Source organism: Pseudomonas sp. MBLB4123, from assembly GCF_051904775.1.
In the GTDB taxonomy this organism is placed as follows: Bacteria; Pseudomonadota; Gammaproteobacteria; order Pseudomonadales; family Pseudomonadaceae; genus Aquipseudomonas; species Aquipseudomonas benzenivorans_B.
The window spans coordinates 3,275,102-3,296,506 of the sequence record NZ_CP196711.1; the positions used below are offsets into that span (position 1 = coordinate 3,275,102).

The 21,405-nt window shown below is 65.9% G+C and carries 20 protein-coding genes; 13 read left to right on the top strand and 7 right to left on the bottom strand.

Annotated features, from left to right (window positions below; translation table 11 throughout):
- Positions 1-2: 2 nt before the first annotated feature.
- Together ACSX1C_RS15140 and ACSX1C_RS15145 are read left to right on the top strand one after the other, a co-directional pair.
- Positions 3-404 (top strand): hypothetical protein, encoded by a 402-nt coding sequence (locus ACSX1C_RS15140; protein WP_439886814.1) that lies wholly within the window; start codon positions 3-5, stop codon positions 402-404.
- Positions 405-488: 84 nt separating this feature from the next.
- Complete coding sequence (locus ACSX1C_RS15145) at positions 489-1,217, top strand: lysozyme inhibitor LprI family protein (RefSeq protein ID WP_439886815.1); 729 nt, start codon at positions 489-491, stop codon at positions 1,215-1,217.
- A 232-nt stretch (positions 1,218-1,449) separates the two neighbouring features.
- On the opposite strand, the gene ACSX1C_RS15150 is transcribed toward ACSX1C_RS15145, so the two are convergent.
- Positions 1,450-1,899 (bottom strand): hypothetical protein, encoded by a 450-nt coding sequence (locus ACSX1C_RS15150; protein WP_439886816.1) that lies wholly within the window; start codon positions 1,897-1,899, stop codon positions 1,450-1,452.
- Positions 1,900-2,475: 576 nt separating this feature from the next.
- Here ACSX1C_RS15150 and ACSX1C_RS15155 point away from each other — a divergent pair.
- Positions 2,476-4,593, top strand: a complete 2,118-nt coding sequence (locus tag ACSX1C_RS15155; protein WP_439886817.1) for a M14 family zinc carboxypeptidase — start codon at positions 2,476-2,478, stop codon at positions 4,591-4,593.
- A 102-nt stretch (positions 4,594-4,695) separates the two neighbouring features.
- Here the strand turns inward: ACSX1C_RS15155 and ACSX1C_RS15160 are convergent, their stop codons facing one another.
- From ACSX1C_RS15160 to purE, 5 genes are all read right to left on the bottom strand, one after another.
- Entirely contained in the window at positions 4,696-6,759 is a 2,064-nt protein-coding gene (locus ACSX1C_RS15160; protein ID WP_439886818.1) for a cation:proton antiporter, read from the bottom strand.
- Between the two features lie 120 nt (positions 6,760-6,879).
- Positions 6,880-7,413, bottom strand: coding sequence for a DUF3299 domain-containing protein (locus tag ACSX1C_RS15165; RefSeq protein WP_318644426.1), 534 nt, complete (start codon positions 7,411-7,413; stop codon positions 6,880-6,882).
- A gap of 32 nt (positions 7,414-7,445) precedes the next feature.
- Positions 7,446-7,691 carry a GlsB/YeaQ/YmgE family stress response membrane protein gene (locus ACSX1C_RS15170; RefSeq protein ID WP_318644425.1) on the bottom strand — a complete coding sequence of 82 codons (246 nt, stop codon included), beginning with the start codon at positions 7,689-7,691 and terminating at the stop codon, positions 7,446-7,448.
- Positions 7,692-7,811: 120 nt separating this feature from the next.
- Complete coding sequence (locus tag ACSX1C_RS15175; protein ID WP_439886819.1) at positions 7,812-8,897, bottom strand: 5-(carboxyamino)imidazole ribonucleotide synthase; 1,086 nt, start codon at positions 8,895-8,897, stop codon at positions 7,812-7,814.
- A gap of 99 nt (positions 8,898-8,996) precedes the next feature.
- Complete coding sequence (gene purE / locus ACSX1C_RS15180; RefSeq protein WP_439886820.1) at positions 8,997-9,488, bottom strand: 5-(carboxyamino)imidazole ribonucleotide mutase; 492 nt, start codon at positions 9,486-9,488, stop codon at positions 8,997-8,999.
- Positions 9,489-10,036: 548 nt separating this feature from the next.
- Here purE and ACSX1C_RS15185 point away from each other — a divergent pair.
- The 8 genes from ACSX1C_RS15185 (at position 10,037) to ACSX1C_RS15220 (ending at position 18,529) form a co-directional block, all read left to right on the top strand.
- A complete protein-coding gene (locus tag ACSX1C_RS15185) occupies positions 10,037-10,507 on the top strand; it encodes a hypothetical protein (protein ID WP_318644421.1) in 471 nt (156 codons plus the stop codon).
- Between the two features lie 27 nt (positions 10,508-10,534).
- Complete coding sequence (locus ACSX1C_RS15190) at positions 10,535-10,894, top strand: VOC family protein (RefSeq protein WP_439886821.1); 360 nt, start codon at positions 10,535-10,537, stop codon at positions 10,892-10,894.
- Between the two features lie 1,031 nt (positions 10,895-11,925).
- On the top strand, positions 11,926-12,840 hold the full coding sequence (locus tag ACSX1C_RS15195; RefSeq protein ID WP_439886822.1) for a glutamate/aspartate ABC transporter substrate-binding protein: 915 nt from the start codon (positions 11,926-11,928) through the stop codon (positions 12,838-12,840).
- A gap of 240 nt (positions 12,841-13,080) precedes the next feature.
- Positions 13,081-13,827, top strand: coding sequence for an amino acid ABC transporter permease (locus ACSX1C_RS15200; protein ID WP_369958380.1), 747 nt, complete (start codon positions 13,081-13,083; stop codon positions 13,825-13,827).
- The gene (locus ACSX1C_RS15205) at positions 13,824-14,492 is read left to right on the top strand and encodes an amino acid ABC transporter permease (protein ID WP_439886823.1); all 669 of its coding nucleotides are present in this window, start codon (positions 13,824-13,826) and stop codon (positions 14,490-14,492) included. The genes ACSX1C_RS15200 and ACSX1C_RS15205 overlap by 4 nt, the downstream gene beginning before the upstream one ends.
- The gene (locus tag ACSX1C_RS15210) at positions 14,489-15,223 is read left to right on the top strand and encodes an amino acid ABC transporter ATP-binding protein (RefSeq protein ID WP_439886824.1); all 735 of its coding nucleotides are present in this window, start codon (positions 14,489-14,491) and stop codon (positions 15,221-15,223) included. Before ACSX1C_RS15205 ends, ACSX1C_RS15210 begins: the two co-directional genes overlap by 4 nt.
- Before the next feature lie 65 nt (positions 15,224-15,288).
- Positions 15,289-17,214, top strand: a complete 1,926-nt coding sequence (locus ACSX1C_RS15215; protein WP_439886825.1) for a sensor histidine kinase — start codon at positions 15,289-15,291, stop codon at positions 17,212-17,214.
- Entirely contained in the window at positions 17,207-18,529 is a 1,323-nt protein-coding gene (locus tag ACSX1C_RS15220; RefSeq protein WP_439886826.1) for a sigma-54-dependent transcriptional regulator, read from the top strand. The genes ACSX1C_RS15215 and ACSX1C_RS15220 overlap by 8 nt, the downstream gene beginning before the upstream one ends.
- A gap of 9 nt (positions 18,530-18,538) precedes the next feature.
- On the opposite strand, the gene ACSX1C_RS15225 is transcribed toward ACSX1C_RS15220, so the two are convergent.
- Entirely contained in the window at positions 18,539-19,531 is a 993-nt protein-coding gene (locus ACSX1C_RS15225) for a GlxA family transcriptional regulator (protein WP_439886827.1), read from the bottom strand.
- 186 nt (positions 19,532-19,717) lie between these two features.
- Between ACSX1C_RS15225 and ACSX1C_RS15230 the strand changes: the two genes are divergently transcribed.
- Together ACSX1C_RS15230 and ACSX1C_RS15235 are read left to right on the top strand one after the other, a co-directional pair.
- The gene (locus ACSX1C_RS15230; RefSeq protein ID WP_439886828.1) at positions 19,718-20,563 is read left to right on the top strand and encodes an alpha/beta hydrolase family protein; all 846 of its coding nucleotides are present in this window, start codon (positions 19,718-19,720) and stop codon (positions 20,561-20,563) included.
- Positions 20,564-20,577: 14 nt separating this feature from the next.
- Positions 20,578-21,372, top strand: coding sequence for an acyl-CoA thioesterase (locus ACSX1C_RS15235; protein WP_439886829.1), 795 nt, complete (start codon positions 20,578-20,580; stop codon positions 21,370-21,372).
- The last annotated feature ends 33 nt before the right edge of the window (positions 21,373-21,405 follow it).

Consider the following 21,405-nt stretch of genomic DNA (forward strand, 5'->3'; position numbering starts at 1 on the left):
ACATGAAAAAAATATCCGTATTGTTTTTATTAATACTTATTCCGAGCTTAGTAGTCAGCGCCGAAATTGACTATTCCAAGATATCTGAAGCAAGATCCGCACGAATCGAAAAAATACTTGTACGCTACTTTAGACTATATGGAGAGCCATGTGTCAACATTCAAATACTTAACTCGAAAAACTGGGAAGCAGTAGAGACTAAACGCATCTGCGAACTCAACGGTCTATCTCTTGAGTCGGAAGTTGCTGATGCCTATTTTAGCAATCCTCAATTTTCCAACGAAGGCGTGCATCTTCAGCTAAGTATCACACCACTAGAGCCCGTTGGAGAGCAAAAAAAAGCATGTTTAATTCCAATTAAAGACAAACAGATAGGGGCGGTAGAATGTGCCGATATAGATTAGACACTCTTCTGGAAAATAGCTTGGTAGATAAAGCTGTATTGCTGGCTTAAGTAGTCCTATCTATTTTTAAATGGATTTTACTCTATGATCAAAAATATATTATTGCCACTATGTATAGCGACCATTTCGGTAAGTGGCTTCGCACAAGCGGAACCTTTCTACTCAGCGAAGATAATTCAAGCTGATTACTCAGCGGCACCTGACGTTAAGCTGCTGATTAGAATTCAGAACGTAAAAGGGAGTGGTGAAGAACCAAGCGGAGCCAGCCGAGCAAATTGCATGAAGGCTCATAAGTCGACGGACCAACCTGGGCCTGACCCCTGCTTTTCTTTCATGTTGGACGAAGGTGAAGGAAACGTTAAAGTAAAAAAGCAAACACTATTAAATGACCCTCAACGATCAACTGACCCAATTTATATCGAGTTGATTTATAATTCCGGCATAACCAAGAACCAGCATGGTTATTATGACAACAAGACCGTGAAGCTATGGGTTGATGATAATAATGGTTGGAATAACTGGGATGATGATCTGTTGCAAAGCATGCCTCAAGTTGCAATAACTCAAGATCGGGGAATTTATCAGCTGGTTCTTGCAGATGCGGATGCGCTGCTCAACTCTGCTTACCGAGATAAAGCCAGTCGACTGAGTCAAGAGAAGCGAATTATTTTTCGTGATATTCAACGGGCTTGGATGAAAAACAGAGACCTTGAATGCAACGGCGCTATTTTTGAGGAGTATCTGGATACATGCCTTATACGTCTAACACTTGACCGCGCAAGGCAAATTGCGGTAGCGCCAACACCAAAGTAATTTGGCAAAATTCTATATTGACGCAATAATGAGGGCGACGCAAAAAGGGGACAGATTTAATCTTAGCATTACGGCTGTAGCCGTCGCGCTATTTAACAATTAAAGCGAATATTACTTGGCGCCAAGTGCGAGGCGATTAGCCCACCCTATCGCTTCGAGCTAGAGCTCAAAAAAGGGGGACTGATTTATTTTCTAAACAATAAACCTGCCCCTCACCAAGCACCCAAACACCCTACTCATACATCAACAACCACCCCGCCGCCTTTAGCTGTTCGCCTTCCACCGCGAACAGCAGTTGGTCATGCTGGCCGCGCCAGTCGTAGACCCAGAGTTCGCCGGTCGGCTGGCCGCGCCAGTCGGTCAGGCGCAGCCAGTCGGCGTATTCATCCGATTCCGGCGTCCAGACCCGGTCCGGGGCGCCGAGCAGGGCGCGTAGCTGGGTTGCGTCGTAGCGCTCGCTCCAGGCCAGCTCGAGCAATTGCTGCATCAACTGGTGCTTGGTGCCCTGCCATTTGTCGACCTGGTCGTCCCAGGCAGCGCCAGAGAAATGCCCGGGCTTGGCGCGCAGCGCCTGCCATTGCTCGGCCAAGTGCCGGGCCTCGGTCGGCAGCGTCGGCGCAGGCTCGGCGACGGCGCAGGCAACCAGCGCCGTACTGAAACCGCAGACGGCCAGGAATCTCAAGAAACGGTTCTTGCTCGATTTTCGCGGATGCGACATATCCTTATATCTCCGTGATCGACTCGACACTTCGCGTGCACTTATCAGGTGCACAGCTTACAACTTCACCACCCAGTCATTAATTTGACTCGTTCAAAGCCAAATCCAAGCATCCCGTCTTAATGGCAGTAACAAATTGATTTGCCTGGCCGCCGTTGTTTCCCCGTAACCGATCCGGTCGGCTGCCTCTTCGGCTGGCCCGTCAAGCTGGCGTAAATACCGCAGAAAATGCCCAAAAAGCCTTCCAACACCCGGATATTCCCAGCAATTGACAGCAATTTAGAGCACTTCTACTTTGCAACGGTTCCCTGCCGGCGCTGGTATCGACAGCCGTTGCGGGTCAATTGAGGAAGTATTGACCCCGTTTCGAACTGGCAGCGGGATGCGTTTCCCAGCAGCCCTGAGTTCCACAAGAACTCTTCCCATCGCGAAGCCTATCCCGCTTCGCCGAGCAACTTTATTCGAAGGAAATGAATAATGAAGACAGCTCTACATACCTTGTCGGCTATCGCCCTTGTGGTCGCCGGTGTTAATACCAACTTGGCATTCGCCGACGCCGCTGTTGCACAGGACGATTTTCTCCTGCTCGAGCAGGAAAAGGCCGCCAACCAGGTCTACAAGGCGTTCTTCCCGAACAAGGAAATCGCCCGCAAGGCGGCCATCAGCTTCCACGGGCAGATGCTCGAGTCGCATTACGACGACGGCTACCTGGTCATGGAGTTGAACGACGAAGAGATGCAGAAGCTGCAGGTATTTGGCTTCACCTTCGCCCCGGCCACCGAGTTCATCGAGAAGCGCAACCAGATCCTGAGCAAGATGCAGAACCGCCTGCAGATGAAGGGCATGGCGGCGCCCAGCGCCAGCAGTGCCAGCGGTATTCCCGGTTACGCCTGCTACGCCACGGTGGAAGAGACCTTCGCGGCGGCCGCGGGGATGGCCAGCAGCAAGCCGAACCTGGCGCAGTGGCTGGATGTCGGCGACTCCTGGGAGAAGCGCAACAACCTGGGCGGCCACGATATGCGCGTGCTCAAGCTGACCAACCAGGCCAAGACCGGCGACAAGCCCAAGCTGTTCATCAATAGCGCCATCCATGCCCGCGAGTACACCACCGCCGCCCTGACCCTGGACTTCGCCCGCTGGCTGGTCGACGGCTATGGCGAAGACGCCGATGCCACCTGGATCCTCGACCATCACGAAGTGCACATCATGCTGATGGCCAACCCGGACGGCCGCAAGAAGGCCGAGACCGGGCTGTCCTGGCGCAAGAACACCAACCAGAATTACTGCGGCGCCAGCAGCAACAGCCGCGGCGCCGACCTCAACCGCAACTTCACCTTCGGCTGGAACAGCACCAACGGTCAGGGCTCCAGCGGTAGCCAGTGCAACGACACCTACCGCGGCCCCAGCGCCGGCTCCGAGCCGGAGATCCAGGCCCTGGAGAACTATGTGCGCAGCCTCTGGCCGGACCGCCGCGGCCCGGGCAAGAACGACGGCGCACCCAGCGACACCAGCGGCATCCACCTGGACATCCACAGCTACAGCGAACTGGTGCTCTGGCCCTGGGGCGACACCAGCAGCCCGGCGCCCAACGGCAGCGCCCTGCAGACCCTCGGGCGCAAGTTCGCCTTCTTCAACGGCTACAGCCCGCAGCAGTCCATCGGTCTCTACCCCACCGACGGCACCAGCGACGGCATCAGCTACGGCGAGCTGGGCGTGGCCGCCTACACCTTCGAGCTGGGCACCCAGTTCTTCCAGAACTGCAGCACCTACACCAACACCATCAAGCCGAACAACCTGCCGGCGCTGATCTATGCCGCCAAGGTGGTGCGCACGCCCTACCTGACCCCCTCGGGGCCGGACGTCACCGCCCTCAGCCTGAGCGGCACCGCCGCCACCACCGGCGTGCCGGCCGGTACCGCGGTCACCGTCAGCGGCACCGCCAGCGATGCCCGCTTCAACAACAGCAACGGCAGCGAAAGCACCCAGGCCATCAGCGCGGTGGAGGTCTATATCGACAAGGCGCCCTGGGAGTCCGGCGCGACGCCGGCGGCGCTGCAGGCCAGCGACGGCAGCTTCAACAGCGCCACCGAGGGCTTCACCGGCAGCCTGGTAACCGCAGGGCTCAGCGAGGGCAAGCATCTGGTCTATGTGCGCAGCCGCGACAGCTCGGGGGCCTGGGGCGCGGTCAGCGCCAGCTTCCTGGTGATCGACGAGGACGGCGGCACGCCGCCGGCGCAGTACTGCAGTGCCGCCAGCGGCAGCGCCAGCTATGAGTGGATCGGCAAGGTGCAGGTCGGCAGCTTCAGCAACGCCTCCGGCGCAGCCACCTACAGCGACTTCACCAGCCAGCAGATCGGCCTGCAGCGCGGCAACAACAGCCTGAGCCTGACCCCGCAATTCGCCGGCACCGCCTACAAGCAGTACTGGAAGGTGTGGATCGACCTCAACCAGGACGGCGACTTCAGCGACAGCGGCGAGCAGGTGTTCAGCTCGGGCAGCGCCAAGACCTCGGTGGTCAACGGCACGCTGAACATCCCGGCCAGCGCCGCCAGCGGCAAGACCCGCATGCGCGTGGCCATGCGCTACAACAGCGCACCCAACGCCTGCGGCAGCTACGACTACGGCGAGGTGGAGGACTACAGCGTGGTGATCCAGTAAGCCACCGCCAGGGCCGGGCAGCGCAGCCCGGTCCTGCCCCGTCCGCCGCGTATCCGCTCGGCGGCTCTTCCCGTCGCCCGCGCGCCCCCCTCGCCTGACCGCTCAGGCTCGCCGATCCAGGACGTCGGTCCGCCCGCGGGCCAGTTCGAACATCTGCTGCTCCACCCGCTCGATCAGCTTGCGGCTCTCCGCCGGTTCCAACACGCCCTCGTCGGCCAGATGCTGCACCGCCTCGCGCTGGCGGTTGAGCAACAGGCGCAGCGCCGTATAGCTCTCCAGCTGCGCCACTACCCTGCCGTGCTCGTGACGCAGCTCGGTCAACAGGGCCTGGGCCTGCTCGAGGTTGGCGCCGATCTGCTGCCGCGCGGCCGCCGCCATGCTCGGGTCCGGGGCCAGGTCGGTGGCCAGGCCCAGCAGTGCCTGCTGGGCCTGCAGGTAGCCGCGCAGGGTGCCGTAGACCGCGGCCAGGTGGCGGAAGCGGCTGCGCTGCAGCCAGCCCCAGCGGGCCAGGCGGCCGAGCCAGGGCGGCTCGGCCCAGAACCCCTGCAGGCGGGGTCGCGGCCCCAGATCGGGAACGCCGTCCAGGGCCGCTTCCACCGCCTCCACCAGACGCGCCGTGGCGCCCTGGTCGAGCAAGCCCAGGCCGAACTGGTTCCAGTAGTTCTGCCGTTCGCTCTCCAGCAGCTGGCGCTTGTAGAACACCGCCAGGTCCTCCTGCGGGCCGGGCGCGCGCGGCTGGAACTCGGCGCTGAGCCTGAGCCGCTGCAGGCTGCGCTCGATGCTCGGCCAGTCGGCATGGGCCAGCAGCGGGTCGCGCTGCAGGGCCTCGAGCAGATCGGCCACCTCGTTGTGGATCAGCCCCTCGGCCTTGACCACAGTGGCCTGCTTGGCCGGCGGCAGCTGGGCCAGGCCGAGCCACTGCAGCAGCGTGCCGATGCTGGCGCCGTTGATCACGATGGTCAGCACCACCAGGCCGGCGGTGAGGAACAGCACCTGCTCGCGGATGCTCGCCTCGATCTGCCCCTGCTGCGCCACCGACAGCGCCAGGGCCAGGGCCACCGCGCCGCGCAGACCGCCCCAGGTCAGCACTATGGCCTTGTCGCGGGTCAGGCCGATGCCCAGGCGGGCCAGCAAGGGCGAGAGCAGGGCGATGGTGGTGCCGCGGATCACATTGACCCCCAGGTACAGCAGCAGCAGGCTCAGCCACATATGCAACGGCGGCAGCGCCACCAGGCGGGCGATGATGATGCCCACCAGCAGGAAGATCAGGGTGTTGAAGATATAGGCGAGCATCTCCCAGAAGTGATGCAGGTAGTGCATCACCTCCGGGCTGAAGCGGGTGCGGCCGACCCCGGCCAGCAGCACCGCGGTGGTCACCACCGCCACCACCCCGGAGGAGTGGAAGCCGTGCTCGGCGACGATGAAACCCAGGTAGGCGGCGGCGATGGTCACCACGGTTTCCAGCACCGCGTCGTTGAACACCTTGCCGACCCAGAGCACCACCCCCGCCGCCACCAGCAGCCCGACCAGGGCGCCGACGCAGACTACGCGGAGGAACTCCAGACCGACCTGGGTCACCCCGGCCTCGACCGCGCCGCCCAGCAACATGGCGTAGAACAGCACGAAGAAGACGATGGCGGTGCCGTCGTTGAGCAGCGACTCACCCTCGATCAGGGTCTCCAGGCGCTTGCGCGAACTCTGTTCCTTGAGCAAGGACACCACCGCCACCGGGTCGGTGGCGCTGACCAGGGCGCCGAACATCAACGCCACCGGCCAGCTCCACTCCAGCGGCAGCGCCAGGCGCACCAGCAGCGCGGTGAGCAGGGTGGCGATGATCAGCCCCGGCACCGCCAGCAGGGCGATCTGCGGCAACATGCGGCGGAACAGGTGCACCTCCATGGCGAAGGCGGACTCGAAGATCAACGCGGGCAGGAACAGGAACAGGATCAGCTGCGGTTCGATACCGGCCACATAGTCGACGCTCTGGCCGAATTCCTGGGCCCAGGCCGGTAGCCAGGCCTGCTCCGCCAGGGCGCCGACCAGCAGGCCGAGCAGCAGCAGGGCGACCGAGTAAGGCACCCTGCTGCCGTGCAGCAGGAAGCGCAGCAGGGCGCCGCTGAGCAGGGCGAAGACCGCAAACAGCAGAATCGCCAGACCGTCCGTCATGGCTCACCCCCGTTTCGGGCAGGTGCTGGGCCTGTCCGCGCAGGAACAGGCAACCTCTGTTCAGCATAGGCAACGGCAGGCGCTCGGCCGGGGGCGCGTGAGGCGGTGCCGGCCTGGCGGCTAGAGGTCCGCCTCCTCCACCGGGCGCACCGCGGCGGCGTCCAGCGCGTAGGCCGCCTCCGCCAACTCGTTGCTGATCGGCTCGACCTTGAGCGTGCCGCTGACCCACAGCGGCGCGTAGATATCTTCCAGCGCTATGCCGGACGGGTAGCGCACCAGCACCAGCTGGTTCGGCGGCGGCGGCGGCACGTGGATGCAGGCGCCGGGATAGGGCACCAGGAAGAACAGGGTGCTGCGGCCCTCGGCGTCGCTCTCCAGCGGCACCGGGTAGCCGCCCAGGCGGATCGAGCGGCCGTCCAGCGCCGCCACCGTCCTGGCCGAGTACATCACCGCCGGCAGGTTCTTGTCCTGCTGGCGCAGGCCGCCGGGGTTGTAGAAGGTGCCGTCCTGCTCCGGGCCGTCGTGCTCGATCTCCGGCATGGCCTCCAGGGCCTGGCGGTCTTCTTCCGGCATCAGTTCCAGCCAGTCGGTTTCCGCCGGCTCGGCCAGCGCCAGGTGGCTGAGCAACAGCAGGGGCAGCAGCAGGTAGCGCATCGGCAGGCTCGCAACAGGTGGAAAGGGTCGGCTCAGCGCTTCTTGATCGCGCCGTAGAGGATCAGCAGCACCACCGCGCCGACCACCGCGCCGATGAAGCCGGCCCCCTGGCCGACCCGGTAGATGCCCAGCGCCTGGCCGCCGTAGGTGGCGGCGATGGAGCCGCCGATACCCAGCAGGATGGTCATGATCCAGCCCATGCTGTCGTCGCCGGGCTTGAGGAAGCGGGCGACCAGACCGACGATCAGGCCGATGAAGATGATACCGAGGATGTTCATGGCGGGCCCTCCAGCCAGATGGGAAACCTCAGGCGCAAAGCCTGTGGCGCTAGGCCATCAGACGGGAGGCGGCGGCAGAGGTTCAATCCGCCGCCGCCCGGACAGGTCGTCGGCAGCGCCTCAGGCCGGCTCGATCAGCGCCTGGACTTCGGCGATCTTGCGCTCCAGGGTGGCGCGATCGGCGCAGCGCAGGGTGGCGTGGCCGACCTTGCGACCGATCTTGAAGGCCTTGCCGTAGTGGTGCAGGTGGCAGTCGTCGATGGCCACGACCTTGTCGACCGCCGGCACCGCGCCGATGAAGTTGAGCATGGCGCTCTCGCCGACCTTGGCGGTGGAGCCCAGCGGCAGGCCGGCGACGGCGCGCAGGTGGTTCTCGAACTGACTGCACTCGGCGCCTTCGATGGTCCAGTGCCCGGAGTTGTGCACCCGCGGGGCGATCTCGTTGGCCTTGAGGCCGCCGTCGACCTCGAAGAACTCGAAGGCCAGCACGCCGACGTAGTCGAGCTTCTGCAGCACGCGGCCGACATAGTCCTCGGCCAGGGCCTGCAGCGGGTGATCGGTGCTAGCCACCGACAGGGCGAGGATGCCGCTGTCGTGGCGGTTGTGCACCAGCGGGTAGAAGCGCGTCTCGCCGTCGCGGCCGCGCACCGCCACCAGCGACACCTCGCCGGTGAAGGGCACGAAGCCCTCGAGGATGCATGGCACGCTGCCCAGCTCGGCGAAGGCATCGACCACGTCGGAGGCAGCACGCAGGACCTTCTGGCCCTTGCCGTCGTAGCCTAGGGTGCGGGTCTTGAGCACCGCCGGCAGGCCGATGCCGGCCACCGCGGCGTCCAGGTCGGCCTGGCTCAGCACGTTGGCGAAGTCCGGGGTGGGGATGCCCAGGTCCTTGAACATGGACTTCTCGAACCAGCGGTCGCGGGCGATGCGCAGCGACTCGGCGCAGGGGTAGACCGGCACGAACTGCGAGAGGAAGGCCACGGTCTCGGCCGGCACGCTCTCGAACTCGAAGGTCACCAGGTCCACCTCGTCGGCCAGCTGGCGCAGGTGGTCCTGGTCGCCGTAGTCGGCGCGGATGTGCTCGCCCAGGGCCTGGGCGCAGGCGTCCGGCGCCGGGTCGAGGAAGGCGAAGTTCATCCCCAGCGGGGTACCGGCCAGGGCCAGCATGCGGCCCAGCTGGCCGCCACCTATTACACCGATCTTCATGGTTCTACCTCATCAACGGCCGCAAGCGCCTGCGGCCCTCTGCACTGCCCTGGGCGCGGGTTGGCCCGCGCGACTCATCCCCGGTTGCCGGCGCGGCCCTCAGGCCTGGCGCGGGTCCGGGTTGTCCAGCACGGTCTCGGTCTGCTCCTGGCGGAACTGCTTGAGCGCCGCATGGTACTGCGGGTGCTGGTGACCGAGGATGCTCGCCGCCAGCAGCGCCGCGTTGACCGCACCGGCCTTGCCGATGGCCAGGGTAGCGACCGGCACGCCGGCCGGCATCTGCACGATCGACAGCAGCGAGTCGACGCCCGACAGCATCGACGACTGCACCGGCACGCCGAGCACCGGCAGATGGGTCTTGGCCGCGCACATGCCCGGCAGATGGGCGGCACCGCCGGCCCCGGCGATGATCACCTGAATGCCGCGGCCTTCGGCCTCCTCGGCATACTGGAACAGCAGATCCGGGGTGCGGTGGGCGGACACCACCTTGACCTCATGGGGGATGCCCAGCTTGTCCAGCATCTCGGCGGTGTGGCTAAGGGTGGACCAATCGGACTTGGAGCCCATGATCACGCCAACCAGTGCGCTCATCGTCGTGCCTCTTCATCGGGCGCCTCACGGCGCGTCAAAAACCAACAAGCCACGCACAGAGGCGTGGCTTGTCATGTTCGGGTCAAACCCGCGAGCGGGCGGGTTTAAAGGCGGCGCAGTATAGCGTAACGACACAAAGAGCGCCCCCCCTGCGTGACCGTCCGTCGCCGGCGCCGGGCGCCGCCGTGTCTGCTCGTTCCTCTATATAGGCCATGCGGGGCTGCGCAAGCCCTTGAGCTGGAAGGCCCCGAGGGGGCAGACTGCCGGCACACCCCGCCTCAGCAGGATATGGATATCTGGATGTGCCTCCTCCCGCCACGTCTGTGGACCCGCAAGAGCCGCACTTTTTCATCTTTCGACGAACAGCCCGGATATTCACGGTGAAAATGGCTTCGCCGTTTTCCACCCTACGTGGCCGCTGCAACGTTGGCTTCCGTAGAACGGGCAACGCTTGGCTTGCCCACCAGCCATGCGGAAGAACAGCAACGAACTGGTTTTAACCACACTATTTATTGACCCCTATCCCACACAGACCAACGGAGTATTGGATGTACCAAAACAGACAGGCCTTGGCCTTTGGAACGCTGGCTTTTCTGGTAATCGCCGGGTTTATCGCTATCGCCCTGGCGCTCTGGGCCTGGCCCAAATACAACGTCTACAAGATGCAGCTCAACGGTCAGGCCGCGCTGAAAGAAGCCGAGTGGTCGAAGCAGATCCTGATCGAAGAGGCCAAGGCCCGCGAGCAGGCGGCGCTGATGCAGGCCAAGGCCCGAGTCACCCTCGCCGAGGCGGAGGGGAAGGCTAAAATTGTTCAGGCGAAAGCCGAAGGGGCGGCCGATATCGAGCGCGCGAAGGCGGCGGCCGAGGCCAACCGGATCATCGGCGAATCCCTGAAACACAACGAGGAATACTTGCGGTATATCTGGATCAAGGGACTGCAGGACGGCAAGGGCGAGCGCATCTATATACCGACCGAGGCCGGTTTGCCGATTCTGGAAGCCGGAAAAGCGCGAAACTGAGGTTCAAGAGTCGAAAGGAGCACACTTATGAACCAGCACGGAAAACTCAACTACGTCGAACTCCCGGCCAGGGACCTGGCCGCGACCAAGGCCTTCTTCGAGGCCGCGTTCGGCTGGGTCTTCACCGATTACGGCCCCGAGTACACGGCGTTTGCCGATCAGGGGCTGGATGGCGGTTTCTTCAAGTCCGAGCTGTGCGCGGTGCAGGACAAGGGCAGCGCCCTGCTGGTGTTCTACAGCGGCGCCCTGGAGGAAACCCAGGCCAAGGTCGAGCGGGCCGGCGGGCGGATCAGCAAGGCCATCTTCGCCTTCCCCGGCGGTCGGCGCTTTCACTTCATCGAGCCCAGCGGCAATGAGTTCGCGGTGTGGAGCGATATAGGCGCCTGACGTTCCGCTGTTGAGCAAAGCGGCGTTGGGTGTGGTCGCCCCGGCCGGAGTTCTGCCGCTTTTCTGTGTTGGCCGCACCTGCTGGTTTCGCCCCCTCGGGCGAGTTACTTCTTCTTTGCTTGTGCAAAGAAGAAGTAACCAAGAAGAAAGCACACCCCACATCCGGCCCTGGCTGCGCCAGGGTCCCCTCGCTCCATCGCCGCTCCAGGGGCCCGCTACGAAGGGCCCTCCCTGGCCCATCGCAGCTCTCGCGGCATCCCTGCCGCTCGACCCCTTCCACGGCGATTGCACTCGGCCTCCTGAGGGGACCCGGGTCCCGGCACCACTTCCTGCGCAAGACCAATCATCGAGTCGGCGCCGCGCCCGCTGGCCCGCTTCGCGCCAAGTGGCCAGCACAGCCGCCGCTGCCGTCCAGCCATACCTCGGTGTGTCAGCCGTGGAACGATCCCCGTCAGGAGGCCGAGCAGAGGCGCTGCGCAGGGGGACGCGAGGCAGGACGCCGAGCGAGTCACGAAGGGGCAGGGACGCCCCTTCGTGACGTACCCCAGAGCGGTGCCGGCGCGAGGGAAGTCTCGCGCAGCGAGACCCGGATGCCGGGGCGTGTTTCTTTTGCTTACTTTTCTTTGTACCGGACGCCGATGCGGAGCAAAGAAAAGTAAGGCGCCCGAGGGGGCGCAACCCGAATGTGCAGCAAAAGCCGGGAATGGCTGACACCACACCTCACTCCCCATCACCGCGAAAAAAGTAGCGAGTGGCCTCGCCCCCCCTCGGTGGAAGACGAATAGCCTGCCCCAACGCCGTTCGGTTTTCCGAATGCGCCCAGCGCCCGCTGTTCGCCATGGCGAACGCGGCATCTCGGCCCCAGTCGCCAATCAAATATATTTTTCCTTTATTTTCAATAATTTATATTGATAAAGAGGCCGGCAATGCAGCTGGCACGCTCCCTGCTCTAACTCACTGCAGGCAAGCCAACGCCTTAGCCGCCGGGCAGCCAGCCGTCCGGTCCGATAACAACAACAGTGAGAATCCGCATGACCAAGAGCACGCTTTCCCGCGCCGTCGCCATCGCCCTGACCGCCGGCCTGCTCAGCGCCCCGGCGCTGGCCGAGGAACTGACCGGCACCCTGAAGAAGATCAAGGAGTCCGGCACCATCGTCCTGGGCCACCGCGACGCCTCCATCCCCTTCTCCTACTTCGGCGACAGCCCGCAGCAGCCGGTGGGCTTCTCCCATGACCTGCAGCTGAAGGTGGTCGAGGCGATCAAGCAGAAGCTGGAGCTGCCGGACCTCAAGGTGCGCTACAACCTGGTGACCTCGCAGACCCGCATCCCGCTGGTGCAGAACGGCACCGTGGACCTGGAGTGCGGCTCCACCACCAACAACGTCGAGCGCCAGCAGCAGGTCGACTTCTCCGTGGGCATCTTCGAGGTGGGCACCCGCCTGCTGGCCAAGAAGAGCTCGGGCATCGCCGACTTCGCCGACCTCAAGGGCAAGAACGTGGTGACCACCGCCGGCACCACCTCCGAGCGCCTGCTCAAGAGCATGAACGCCGAGAAAGAGATGGGCATGAACATCATCTCGGCCAAGGACCACGGCGAGTCCTTCCTGATGCTCGAGTCCGGCCGCGCGGTGGCCTTCATGATGGACGACGCCCTGCTCTACGGCGAGATGGCCAAGGCCAAGAACCCGGCCGACTGGGCCGTGGTCGGCACCCCGCAGTCGTTCGAGATCTACGGCTGCATGGTGCGCAAGGGCGACCCGGCGTTCAAGGCGCTGGTCGACGGCGCCATCACCGCCACCTACCAGTCCGGCGAAGTCACCGCCATCTACGACAAGTGGTTCATGCAGCCCATCCCGCCGAAGGGCCTGAACCTCAACTTCCCCATGAGCGCCGAGCTGAAGAAGCTCATCGCCAACCCCACCGACAAGTCTGCCGAGCAGCTGTGACGGTGACGCCGGGGCGCCCTCACGAGGGGTGCGCCGGCGGGGAACCGGGAGCCCAGGGCCCTGCGCGGCCCACTCCCCGCTACCACCAAGATGGACCGGGGGCACGTTCGCCAACCGCGGACGGGGCCGGCAAGCGCCTGCCCAGCCCCCGCCAACCCATGGTTTTGGATGCAGCCGCCGATGCCGGCGAAGACCGGCGAGCGGGCGGCTGAATCTGGCGACACCCGAGGTTTTACCCATATGAATTACAACTGGGACTGGGGCATCTTCTTCAAGTCCACCGGCATCGGCAGCGAAATCTACCTGGACTGGTTCTTCACCGGCCTGGGCTGGACCATCGCCATCGCCCTGGTCGGCTGGGTCATCGCCCTGCTGCTGGGCACGCTGCTGGGCGTGCTGCGCACCGTGCCGAACCGCGTGCTGGCCGGCATCGCCACCGCCTATGTGGAGGTGTTTCGCAACGTGCCGCTGCTGGTACAGCTGTTCCTCTGGTACTTCCTGGTGCCGGACCTGCTGCCCGAGCCGCTGGAGCTGTGGTTCAAGCAGGACCTGGCGCCGGCCACCTCGGCCTACCTCAGCGTGGTGCTGTGCCTGGGCCTGTTCACCGCCGCACGGGTCTGCGAGCAGGTGCGCACCGGCATCCAGGCGCTGCCCAAGGGCCAGACCGCCGCCGGCTACGCCATGGGCCTGCGCCTGCCGCAGATCTACGCCAACGTGCTGCTGCCCCAGGCGCTGCGCATCGTCATCCCGCCGCTGACCTCGGAATTTCTCAACATCTTCAAGAATTCCTCGGTGGCGTCCTTGATCGGCCTGATGGAGCTGCTGGCGCAGACCAAGCAGACCGCCGAGTTCAGCGCCAACCTGTTCGAGGCCTTCACCCTGGCCACGCTGATCTACTTCACCCTGAACATGACGCTGATGCAGCTGATGCGGGTGGTGGAGAAGAAGGTCGCGGTCCCCGGGCTGATCGCCGTAGGAGGCAAGTGATGGACTTTTCCGCGATCATCCCGGCCCTGCCGGGCCTGGCCGACGGCATGTGGATGACCCTCAAGCTGATGGTCCTCGGCGTGCTCGGCGGCGTGCTGCTGGGCACCCTGCTGGCGCTGCTGCGGCTGTCGCCGAACCGCCTGCTGGCCAACTTCGCCGCCACCTACGTCAACTATTTCCGCTCCATCCCGCTGCTGCTGGTGATCACCTGGTTCTACTTCGCGGTGCCCTTCGTGCTGCGCTGGATCACCGGCGAAGACACCCCGGTGGGCGCCTTCAGCTCCTGCCTGGTGGCCTTCATCATGTTCGAGGCGGCCTACTTCTGCGAGATCGTGCGCGCCGGCATCCAGGCCATCCCCAAGGGCCAGATGGGCGCGGCCAGCGCCCTGGGCATGACCTACGCCCAGAGCATGCGCCTGATCATCCTGCCCCAGGCGTTCCGCAAGATGACCCCACTGCTGCTGCAGCAGAGCATCATCCTGTTCCAGGACACCTCGCTGGTCTACACCGTGGGCCTGATGGACTTCCTCAACGCCGCCCGCTCGCGCGGCGACATCATCGGCCAGGCCCATGAGTTCCTGATCTTCGCCGGGTTGGTCTACTTCCTCATCAGCTTTTCCGCCTCGCAGCTGGTCAAGCATCTGCAAAAAAGGTTAGCCGTATGATCTCGATCCAGAACGTCAACAAGTGGTACGGGGACTTCCAGGTGCTCAGCGACTGCAGCACCGAGGTGAAGAAGGGCGAGGTGGTGGTGGTGTGCGGGCCGTCCGGCTCGGGCAAGTCGACCCTGATCAAGTGCGTCAACGCCCTGGAGCCCTTCCAGAAGGGCGACATAGTGGTCGACGCCACCTCGATCGCCGACCGCAAGACCGACCTGCCCAAACTGCGCTCGCGGGTCGGCATGGTGTTCCAGCACTTCGAGCTGTTCCCCCACCTGTCGATCACCGAGAACCTGACCATCGCCCAGATCAAGGTGCTCGGCCGCAGCAAGGCCGAGGCCACCGAGAAGGGCCTGGCCCTGCTCGAGCGGGTCGGCCTGGGCGCCCACGCGCACAAGCACCCCGGCCAGCTGTCCGGCGGCCAGCAGCAGCGCGTGGCCATCGCCCGCGCCCTGGCCATGGACCCGGTGGTGATGCTGTTCGACGAGCCGACCTCGGCCCTGGACCCGGAGATGGTCAACGAGGTGCTCGACGTGATGGTGCAGCTGGCCAACGAGGGCATGACCATGATGTGCGTGACCCACGAGATGGGCTTCGCGCGCAAGGTCGCCGACCGGGTGATCTTCATGGATGCCGGCAAGATCGTCGAGGACTGCCCCAAGGACGAGTTCTTCGGCGACATCAATGCCCGCTCCGAGCGGGCCCAGCAGTTCCTCGCCAAGATCCTCCAGCACTGAGGCCTAGGATGGGGCGGGCGGCTCACCGCTCGCCCGCCGCAACTGGTCAGCCCCGGACGACTGTGATGCAATGCCCTCCCGCCTGCCTTGGCGCCATGCCGCCCGCCCTGACCGTGAAGCCGCGTCTGACCCGCCATCTGCTGCTGCCGCTCCTGCTGCTGGCCCTGGTGCTCGCCTGTGGCTACGCCGGCTACCGCATCAGCGCGGGGGTGGGCATCCGCGCCCTGGCCGAGAACGGCGAACGCCAGCTGGAGCTCAACGCCCGGGCGGTGGAAAGCGAGATCACCAAGTACACCTACCTGCCCAGCCTGCTGGAGCTCAACGACGACGTCCGCCGCCTGCTGCAGACGCCCAGTCACTACCGCCGCCAGCGGGTCAACGACTTCCTCGAGGGGCTCAACCAGCGCAGCGGCAGCCTGGCCACCTATGTGCTGGACACCGAGGGCCGGGTGCTGGCCACCAGCAACTGGCGCGAGCCGAGCAGCTTCCTCGGCGAGGACCTGTCGTTCCGCGCCTACTTCCAGGACGCCATGGCCGGCCGCCCCGGGCGCTTCTACGGCATCGGCAGCACCACCGGCGAACCCGGCTACTACCTGGCCCACGGCCTCAAGCAGGGCGAGCGGATCATCGGCGTGGCGGTGGTCAAGGTGCGCCTGGATGCCCTGGAGCAGCGCTGGCAGCGCGCCCGCCTGGAGGCCTACGTCAGCGACGAGAACGGCATCATCATCCTCGCAAGCGACCCGGCGCGCCGGCTCAAGGCCGTCTACCCCCTGGGCCCGAACACCCGCGAGCGCCTGGCGCGCAGCCTGCAGTACCACTGGGTGGCCCTGGAGGAGTTGCAGCCCCTGGCGCGCCAGAGCCTGGGCGAGGGCATCGAGCAGGTCAGCTTCGCCGCCGCCGGTCCCGGCCAGGCCGTCGAGGCGGTCAACTACCTGCAGCAGAGCCGCGCCCTGGACGACACCCCCTGGCACCTGACCCTGCTCACCCCGCTGCGCGACCAGCGCCGCACGGCCATCGGCCACGCCCTGCTGGCCGCCGTGGCCTGCGCCCTGCTGATCTTCCTCGGCCTGGCGCTGAACCAGCGGCGCAAGGTGATCGCCACCCGCCTGGCCGCCCGCGAGGCCCTGGAGCAGGCCAACAGCCAGCTGGAACGACGCATCGCCGACCGCACCCGCTCCCTGCGCGCCAGCAACGAGCGGCTCAAGGCCGAGATCGGCGAGCGCCGGCAGACCGAGGCCAACCTGCGCAAGACCCAGGACGAGCTGGTCCAGGCCGGCAAGCTGGCGGTGATCGGGCAGATGTCCACCAGCATCGCCCACGAACTCAACCAGCCGCTGGCGGCCCTGCGCACCCTGTCCGGCAACACCGTGCGCTTCCTCCAGCGCGGCGCCCTGGACGTGGCCGGCAGCAACCTGCAGACCATCGGCGAGCTGGTCGACCGTATGGGCAAGATCACCGCCAGCCTGCGCGCCTTCGCCCGCCGCTCGGACGACCACGGCCAGGCCGACCTGGACAAGGCGGTGGAGGCGGCGCTGATGCTGTTGCACCCGCGCCTGCAGCGCACGCCCCTGATCGTCGGTCGCGGCTATAGCCCGGAGCCGGGCCAGGAGCCGCTGCGCCTGGCCATCGACCAGACCCGCCTGGAACAGATCCTGGTCAACCTGATCGGCAACGCCCTGGACGCCATGGCCCGGCAGCGCGACCGACGCCTGTGGCTCAGCGGCGCCCTGGACGGCGCCCGCTACCAGCTGGAAGTGCGCGACAACGGCCCGGGCATCGACCCGGCGCTGCGCGGCCACCTGTTCGAGCCCTTCTTCACCACCAAGCCCGGCGAGCAGGGCCTGGGCCTGGGCCTGACCCTGTCGGCCAGCCTGGCCGCCGCCGCCGGCGGCAGCCTCGGCGTGCGCCACCCGGACGAAGGCGGCACGGCCTTTATCCTCAGCCTGGCGCTGCACGCCGGCATGCCCCTGGAGCCTCCACACCATGGCTGAAGCCCTCAGCGTCCTGATCGTCGAAGACGACCCCCATGTCCTGCTCGGCTGCCAGCAGGCCCTGGCCCTGGAAGACATCCCCAGCGAGGGCCTGGGCAGCGCCGAGCAGGCCCTGGCGCGGGTCGGCGCGGATTTTCCCGGCATAGTGGTCAGCGACATCCGCCTGCCCGGCCTGGACGGCCTGCAGCTGCTGAGCGAGCTCAAGCGCCGCGATCCGAGCCTGCCGGTGGTGCTGATCACCGGCCACGGCGACATCGCCATGGCGGTGGGCGCGATGCGCGACGGCGCCTACGACTTTATCGAGAAGCCCTTCTCCCCGGAGCGCCTGGTCGAGGTCTGCCGCCGCGCCCTGGCCCAGCGCGGCCTGGCCCGCGAGGTCGGCGAGCTGCGCCGCCAGTTGGCCGGGCGCCAGGCCCTGGAGCAACGCCTGATCGGCCGCTCGCCGGCCATGCAGCGCCTGCGCGAGTTGATCGCCAACGTCGCCGATACCGGCGCCAACGTGCTGATCGAGGGCGAGACCGGCACCGGCAAGGAGCTGGTGGCGCGCTGCCTGCACGATTTCAGCCGGCGCTCGCGCAAACAGTTCGTCGCCCTCAACTGCGGCGGCCTGCCGGAGAACCTGTTCGAGAGCGAGATCTTCGGCCACGAGGCCCATGCCTTCACCGGCGCCGGCAAGCGGCGCATCGGCAAGATCGAACACGCCGACGGCGGCAGCCTGTTCCTCGACGAGATCGAGAGCATGCCGCTGAACCTGCAGATCAAGCTGCTGCGGGTGCTGCAGGAGCACAGCCTGGAGCGTCTGGGCTCGAACCAGCCGATCGCCGTGGACTGCCGGGTGATCGCCGCGACCAAGGCCGACCTCGACGCCCTCGGCCGCGCCGGGCAGTTCCGCAGCGACCTCTACTACCGGCTCAACGTGGTCAGCCTGGAACTGCCGCCGCTGCGCGAGCGGCGCGAGGACATCGGCCTGCTGTTCGAGCACTTCCTGCAGCTGGCCGCGCTGCGCTTCGACCGCCCGGCGCCCGAACCGGACCGCCACACCCTGGCCGCGCTGCTGGCCCACGACTGGCCGGGCAACGTGCGCGAGCTGCGCAACGTCGCCGAGCGCTTCGCCCTCGGCCTGCCGGCCTTCAAGCACAGCGGCCCGACCGCGGACGCCGGCGGGCCGAGCTTCGCCGAGGCGGTGGAGGCCTTCGAGCGCAGCCTGCTGGGCGACGCCCTGGCGCGCCACGCCGGCAACCTCAGCCAGGCCAGCCAGGCCCTGGGCATGGCCAAGACCACGCTGTTCGACAAGGTGAAGAAGTACGGCCTGTAGGCTGGCGGGCTAGCGCTCGCCGCCGCGCTGCTGGCTGTTGAAGCGCCGCCGGTAGGCGCCCGGCGCGATGCCGACCCGCTGCTTGAACAGGCGGCGGAAGGAGCTGCCGTCCTCGTAGCCCACCTGCTGGGTGATGCGCTCGAAGTTCTCCTGCCCGCCCTCCAGCAGGTGCTTGGCCCGCTCGATGCGCAGGTTCTGCAGGTACTGCCCGGGGGTCTGCCCGGTGGCGTCCTTGAAGCGCCGGATCAGGCTGCGCGGGGTCAGGGCGAAGCGCTCGGCGACCTGCTCCAGGGCGATGGGCTCGGCCAGGTGCTTCTCCAGCCAGATCTGCACCTTCAGCACCTCCTGGTCCTGGTGGGTCTTGTCGAACGGGCCGCTCATGTAGGGCGTCTGGCTGCGCTCGGCGCTGTCGACCAACAACTTTTTAGAGCATTCGGCGGCCAGCTGGGGCGAGGCGAAGCGGCGGATGATGTGCAGCAGCAGGTCGCTGCCGGTGGTCGAGCCGGCCGAACAGAGCAGCAGGCCGTCGTCGGTCACCGTGCGCTCGGCCTGCAGCCGCACCCGCGGGAAGTGCCGGGCGAACTGCTCGGCGAAGATCCAGTGGGTGGTGGCGCGCTTGCCGTCCAGCAGGCCGGCCTGGGCGGTGACGAAAGTGCCGGTGCACATGCTGGCGATATAGCCGTTACGCCCATGGTGATGGCGCAGCCAGGCGCACACCGGGCCCATCTCGGGCAGTACCGCGAGGATGTTGAACATGAAGCCCGGCACTATGACCAGGTCGCTGTCCCCGACCTCGGCCAGGGCCTTGTGCGGCGTCAGGCGCAGACCGCCGGTGCAGGTCACCGGCGCGCCGTCGATGGACACGCTCTGCACCTCGAAGGGGACGGTGCCGGCACCTCCGGTGGCGAACTGGTGCAACACGTTGGCGCACTCGAGGAACTCCAGGGCCGCCGATACGCTGGTGGCCGAGCAGCGATCGGCCATCAGAACCGTCACCTTCATCGCAATCTCCTCACTTCCCTGCCTCGCCTAGGTTTTTCGCCGGCCCGTTAGCCGCGCTTTTCGCACGCTTTTCGTCATTTTCACCCATGGTGAGCCCGTCCCCCGCTGCCTAGCATGGCGCCCCACCAGGGGATGGGAGGCGCCACTACGGGCGACTTAGCACCATGGTCCAAGAGGAGCGCGGCGATGAAACATACAGCCTATCGACTGTTCAAAAAACCCTTCTTCGGTCGCTTCATGCGGCCTTGGCGCTGGCCGGAGGGTATCGACCAGGGCCCCTGGCAGCGCCTGAGCATCGCCAGCGGCTCGGGCGCCCGCCTGGCCGCCCTGCTGGCCGAGGCCCATACGCCCGAGGCCAAGGGCGCGGTGCTATTGGCCCACCCCATGGGCACGGCGGCCAAGGGTTTCTGGCTGAAACAGGGCCACGCCGAGCTGCTGCGCCGGGCCGGTTATCACGTGATGCTGTTCGACCTCAACGGCTTCGGCGAGAGCAGCTCCACCACCATGGACTACCCCCTGGACGTGCTGGCCGCCGGCCAGGTCCTGCAGACCCGCTACCCGCAACTGCCGCTGGCGCTGCTCGGCGCCTCCATGGGCGCGGCCATGAGCGTCTGCGCCCTGGCCCAGGCCGGACATCCGTTCAAGGCCGCGGTGCTCGAGTCGGCCTTTCCGACCCTGCTGCACTTCTGGCGCCGCTACCCCATTCCCCGGCTCGGCATCCAGTTGTCCAGGCTGCTCTATCCGGCCGGCGAGCGGCGCCTGCGCCCGCTCCATGCCGCCACCCGGCTGGTGGGCCAGCCGCCCCTGCTGCTGATCTACGGCGAGGACGACCCCTACACCCCGGTGCGGGACGGCCGGCAGCTGCACCAGGCCCTGGCCCAGGCCACCCATAGCGAGTTCTGGCAGGTACCGGGGGCCCAGCACACCCTGGCCTATGCGGCGCAGCCCGAGGCCTACGCGCAGCGGGTGAGCGCCTTCCTCGACAGCCATCTGGCCGCTCAGGGCCACCCCCATAGCCGCGCCATCGCCTAACCAGAGGAACGACCATGAATTTTGCCGAGATGCTGCACGCCGCCTGCGCCTCATCCCCCAGCCAGGTGCAGATTCCCGAGCACTGGGGCCAGGGCCGGGCTACCTTCGGCGGCCTGCTGGCCGCCTGCCTGTTCGAGAAGATCCGCCCGCGGGTGGCCGCCGAGCGGGCGCTGCGCTCGCTGATGGTTTCGTTCGTCGCCCCAGTGGCACCCGGCGCCCTGGATGTGCAGGTCAGGGTGCTGCGCGAAGGCAAGGCGGCGACCCAGGTGCAGGCCACGGCCTATCAAGACGGTCAGCCCTGCGTGGTGATGCTGGCCAGCTTCGGCGGCGACCGCGCCTCGGCCGTGAGCGTGGCGGCCATGAACGCACCGACCACCAAGAGCCCAGAAGCCGCAACGCAGTTTCCCTTCATCCCCGGCCTGACGCCGGACTTCACCCAGCACTTCGACTACCGTTATGCGGTCGGCAAGATGCCCTTTATGGGCGGCCGGGAGCCCCACCTGGGCGGCTGGATCCGCCTGCGCGAGCCGGGCGGCCAGGCGGCCGGGGTGGCCGAACTGCTGTGCCTGCTGGATGCCTGGCCGCCGGCGGTATTCAGCCTGCTCAAGGCCCCGGCCGCCGGCAGCACCCTGACCTGGAGCCTCGGCTTCGTCGAGCGCCCCGAGGCCTGCACGGGCGGCGACTGGTGGCAGTACCTGGCCGACATCCAGCATGCCGCCAACGGCTACAGCCATATCGATGCCACCCTGTGGGACCGCCACGGCCACACGGCGCTGGTCAGCCGCCAGACCGTCAGCGTCTTCGCCTGAGCGGCCACCCTCCGCCACGCCCGACCGTGGGGT

Excerpts from the sequence above, each read along its gene's own strand:
- ACSX1C_RS15165 (WP_318644426.1), bottom strand. The coding sequence starts at position 7,413 with ATGCGCTACCTGCTGCTGCCCCTGCTGTTGCTCAGCCACCTGGCGCTG.
- ACSX1C_RS15200 (WP_369958380.1), top strand. The coding sequence starts at position 13,081 with ATGAATTACAACTGGGACTGGGGCATCTTCTTCAAGTCCACCGGCATC.
- ACSX1C_RS15195 (WP_439886822.1), top strand. The coding sequence starts at position 11,926 with ATGACCAAGAGCACGCTTTCCCGCGCCGTCGCCATCGCCCTGACCGCC.
- ACSX1C_RS15160 (WP_439886818.1), bottom strand. The coding sequence starts at position 6,759 with ATGACGGACGGTCTGGCGATTCTGCTGTTTGCGGTCTTCGCCCTGCTC.
- ACSX1C_RS15230 (WP_439886828.1), top strand. The coding sequence starts at position 19,718 with ATGAAACATACAGCCTATCGACTGTTCAAAAAACCCTTCTTCGGTCGC.
- ACSX1C_RS15210 (WP_439886824.1), top strand. The coding sequence starts at position 14,489 with ATGATCTCGATCCAGAACGTCAACAAGTGGTACGGGGACTTCCAGGTG.
- ACSX1C_RS15215 (WP_439886825.1), top strand. The coding sequence starts at position 15,289 with ATGCAATGCCCTCCCGCCTGCCTTGGCGCCATGCCGCCCGCCCTGACC.
- ACSX1C_RS15220 (WP_439886826.1), top strand. The coding sequence starts at position 17,207 with ATGGCTGAAGCCCTCAGCGTCCTGATCGTCGAAGACGACCCCCATGTC.
- ACSX1C_RS15140 (WP_439886814.1), top strand. The coding sequence starts at position 3 with ATGAAAAAAATATCCGTATTGTTTTTATTAATACTTATTCCGAGCTTA.
- ACSX1C_RS15145 (WP_439886815.1), top strand. The coding sequence starts at position 489 with ATGATCAAAAATATATTATTGCCACTATGTATAGCGACCATTTCGGTA.
- purE (WP_439886820.1), bottom strand. The coding sequence starts at position 9,488 with ATGAGCGCACTGGTTGGCGTGATCATGGGCTCCAAGTCCGATTGGTCC.
- ACSX1C_RS15235 (WP_439886829.1), top strand. The coding sequence starts at position 20,578 with ATGAATTTTGCCGAGATGCTGCACGCCGCCTGCGCCTCATCCCCCAGC.
- ACSX1C_RS15190 (WP_439886821.1), top strand. The coding sequence starts at position 10,535 with ATGAACCAGCACGGAAAACTCAACTACGTCGAACTCCCGGCCAGGGAC.
- ACSX1C_RS15170 (WP_318644425.1), bottom strand. The coding sequence starts at position 7,691 with ATGAACATCCTCGGTATCATCTTCATCGGCCTGATCGTCGGTCTGGTC.
- ACSX1C_RS15225 (WP_439886827.1), bottom strand. The coding sequence starts at position 19,531 with ATGAAGGTGACGGTTCTGATGGCCGATCGCTGCTCGGCCACCAGCGTA.
- ACSX1C_RS15185 (WP_318644421.1), top strand. The coding sequence starts at position 10,037 with ATGTACCAAAACAGACAGGCCTTGGCCTTTGGAACGCTGGCTTTTCTG.
- ACSX1C_RS15175 (WP_439886819.1), bottom strand. The coding sequence starts at position 8,897 with ATGAAGATCGGTGTAATAGGTGGCGGCCAGCTGGGCCGCATGCTGGCC.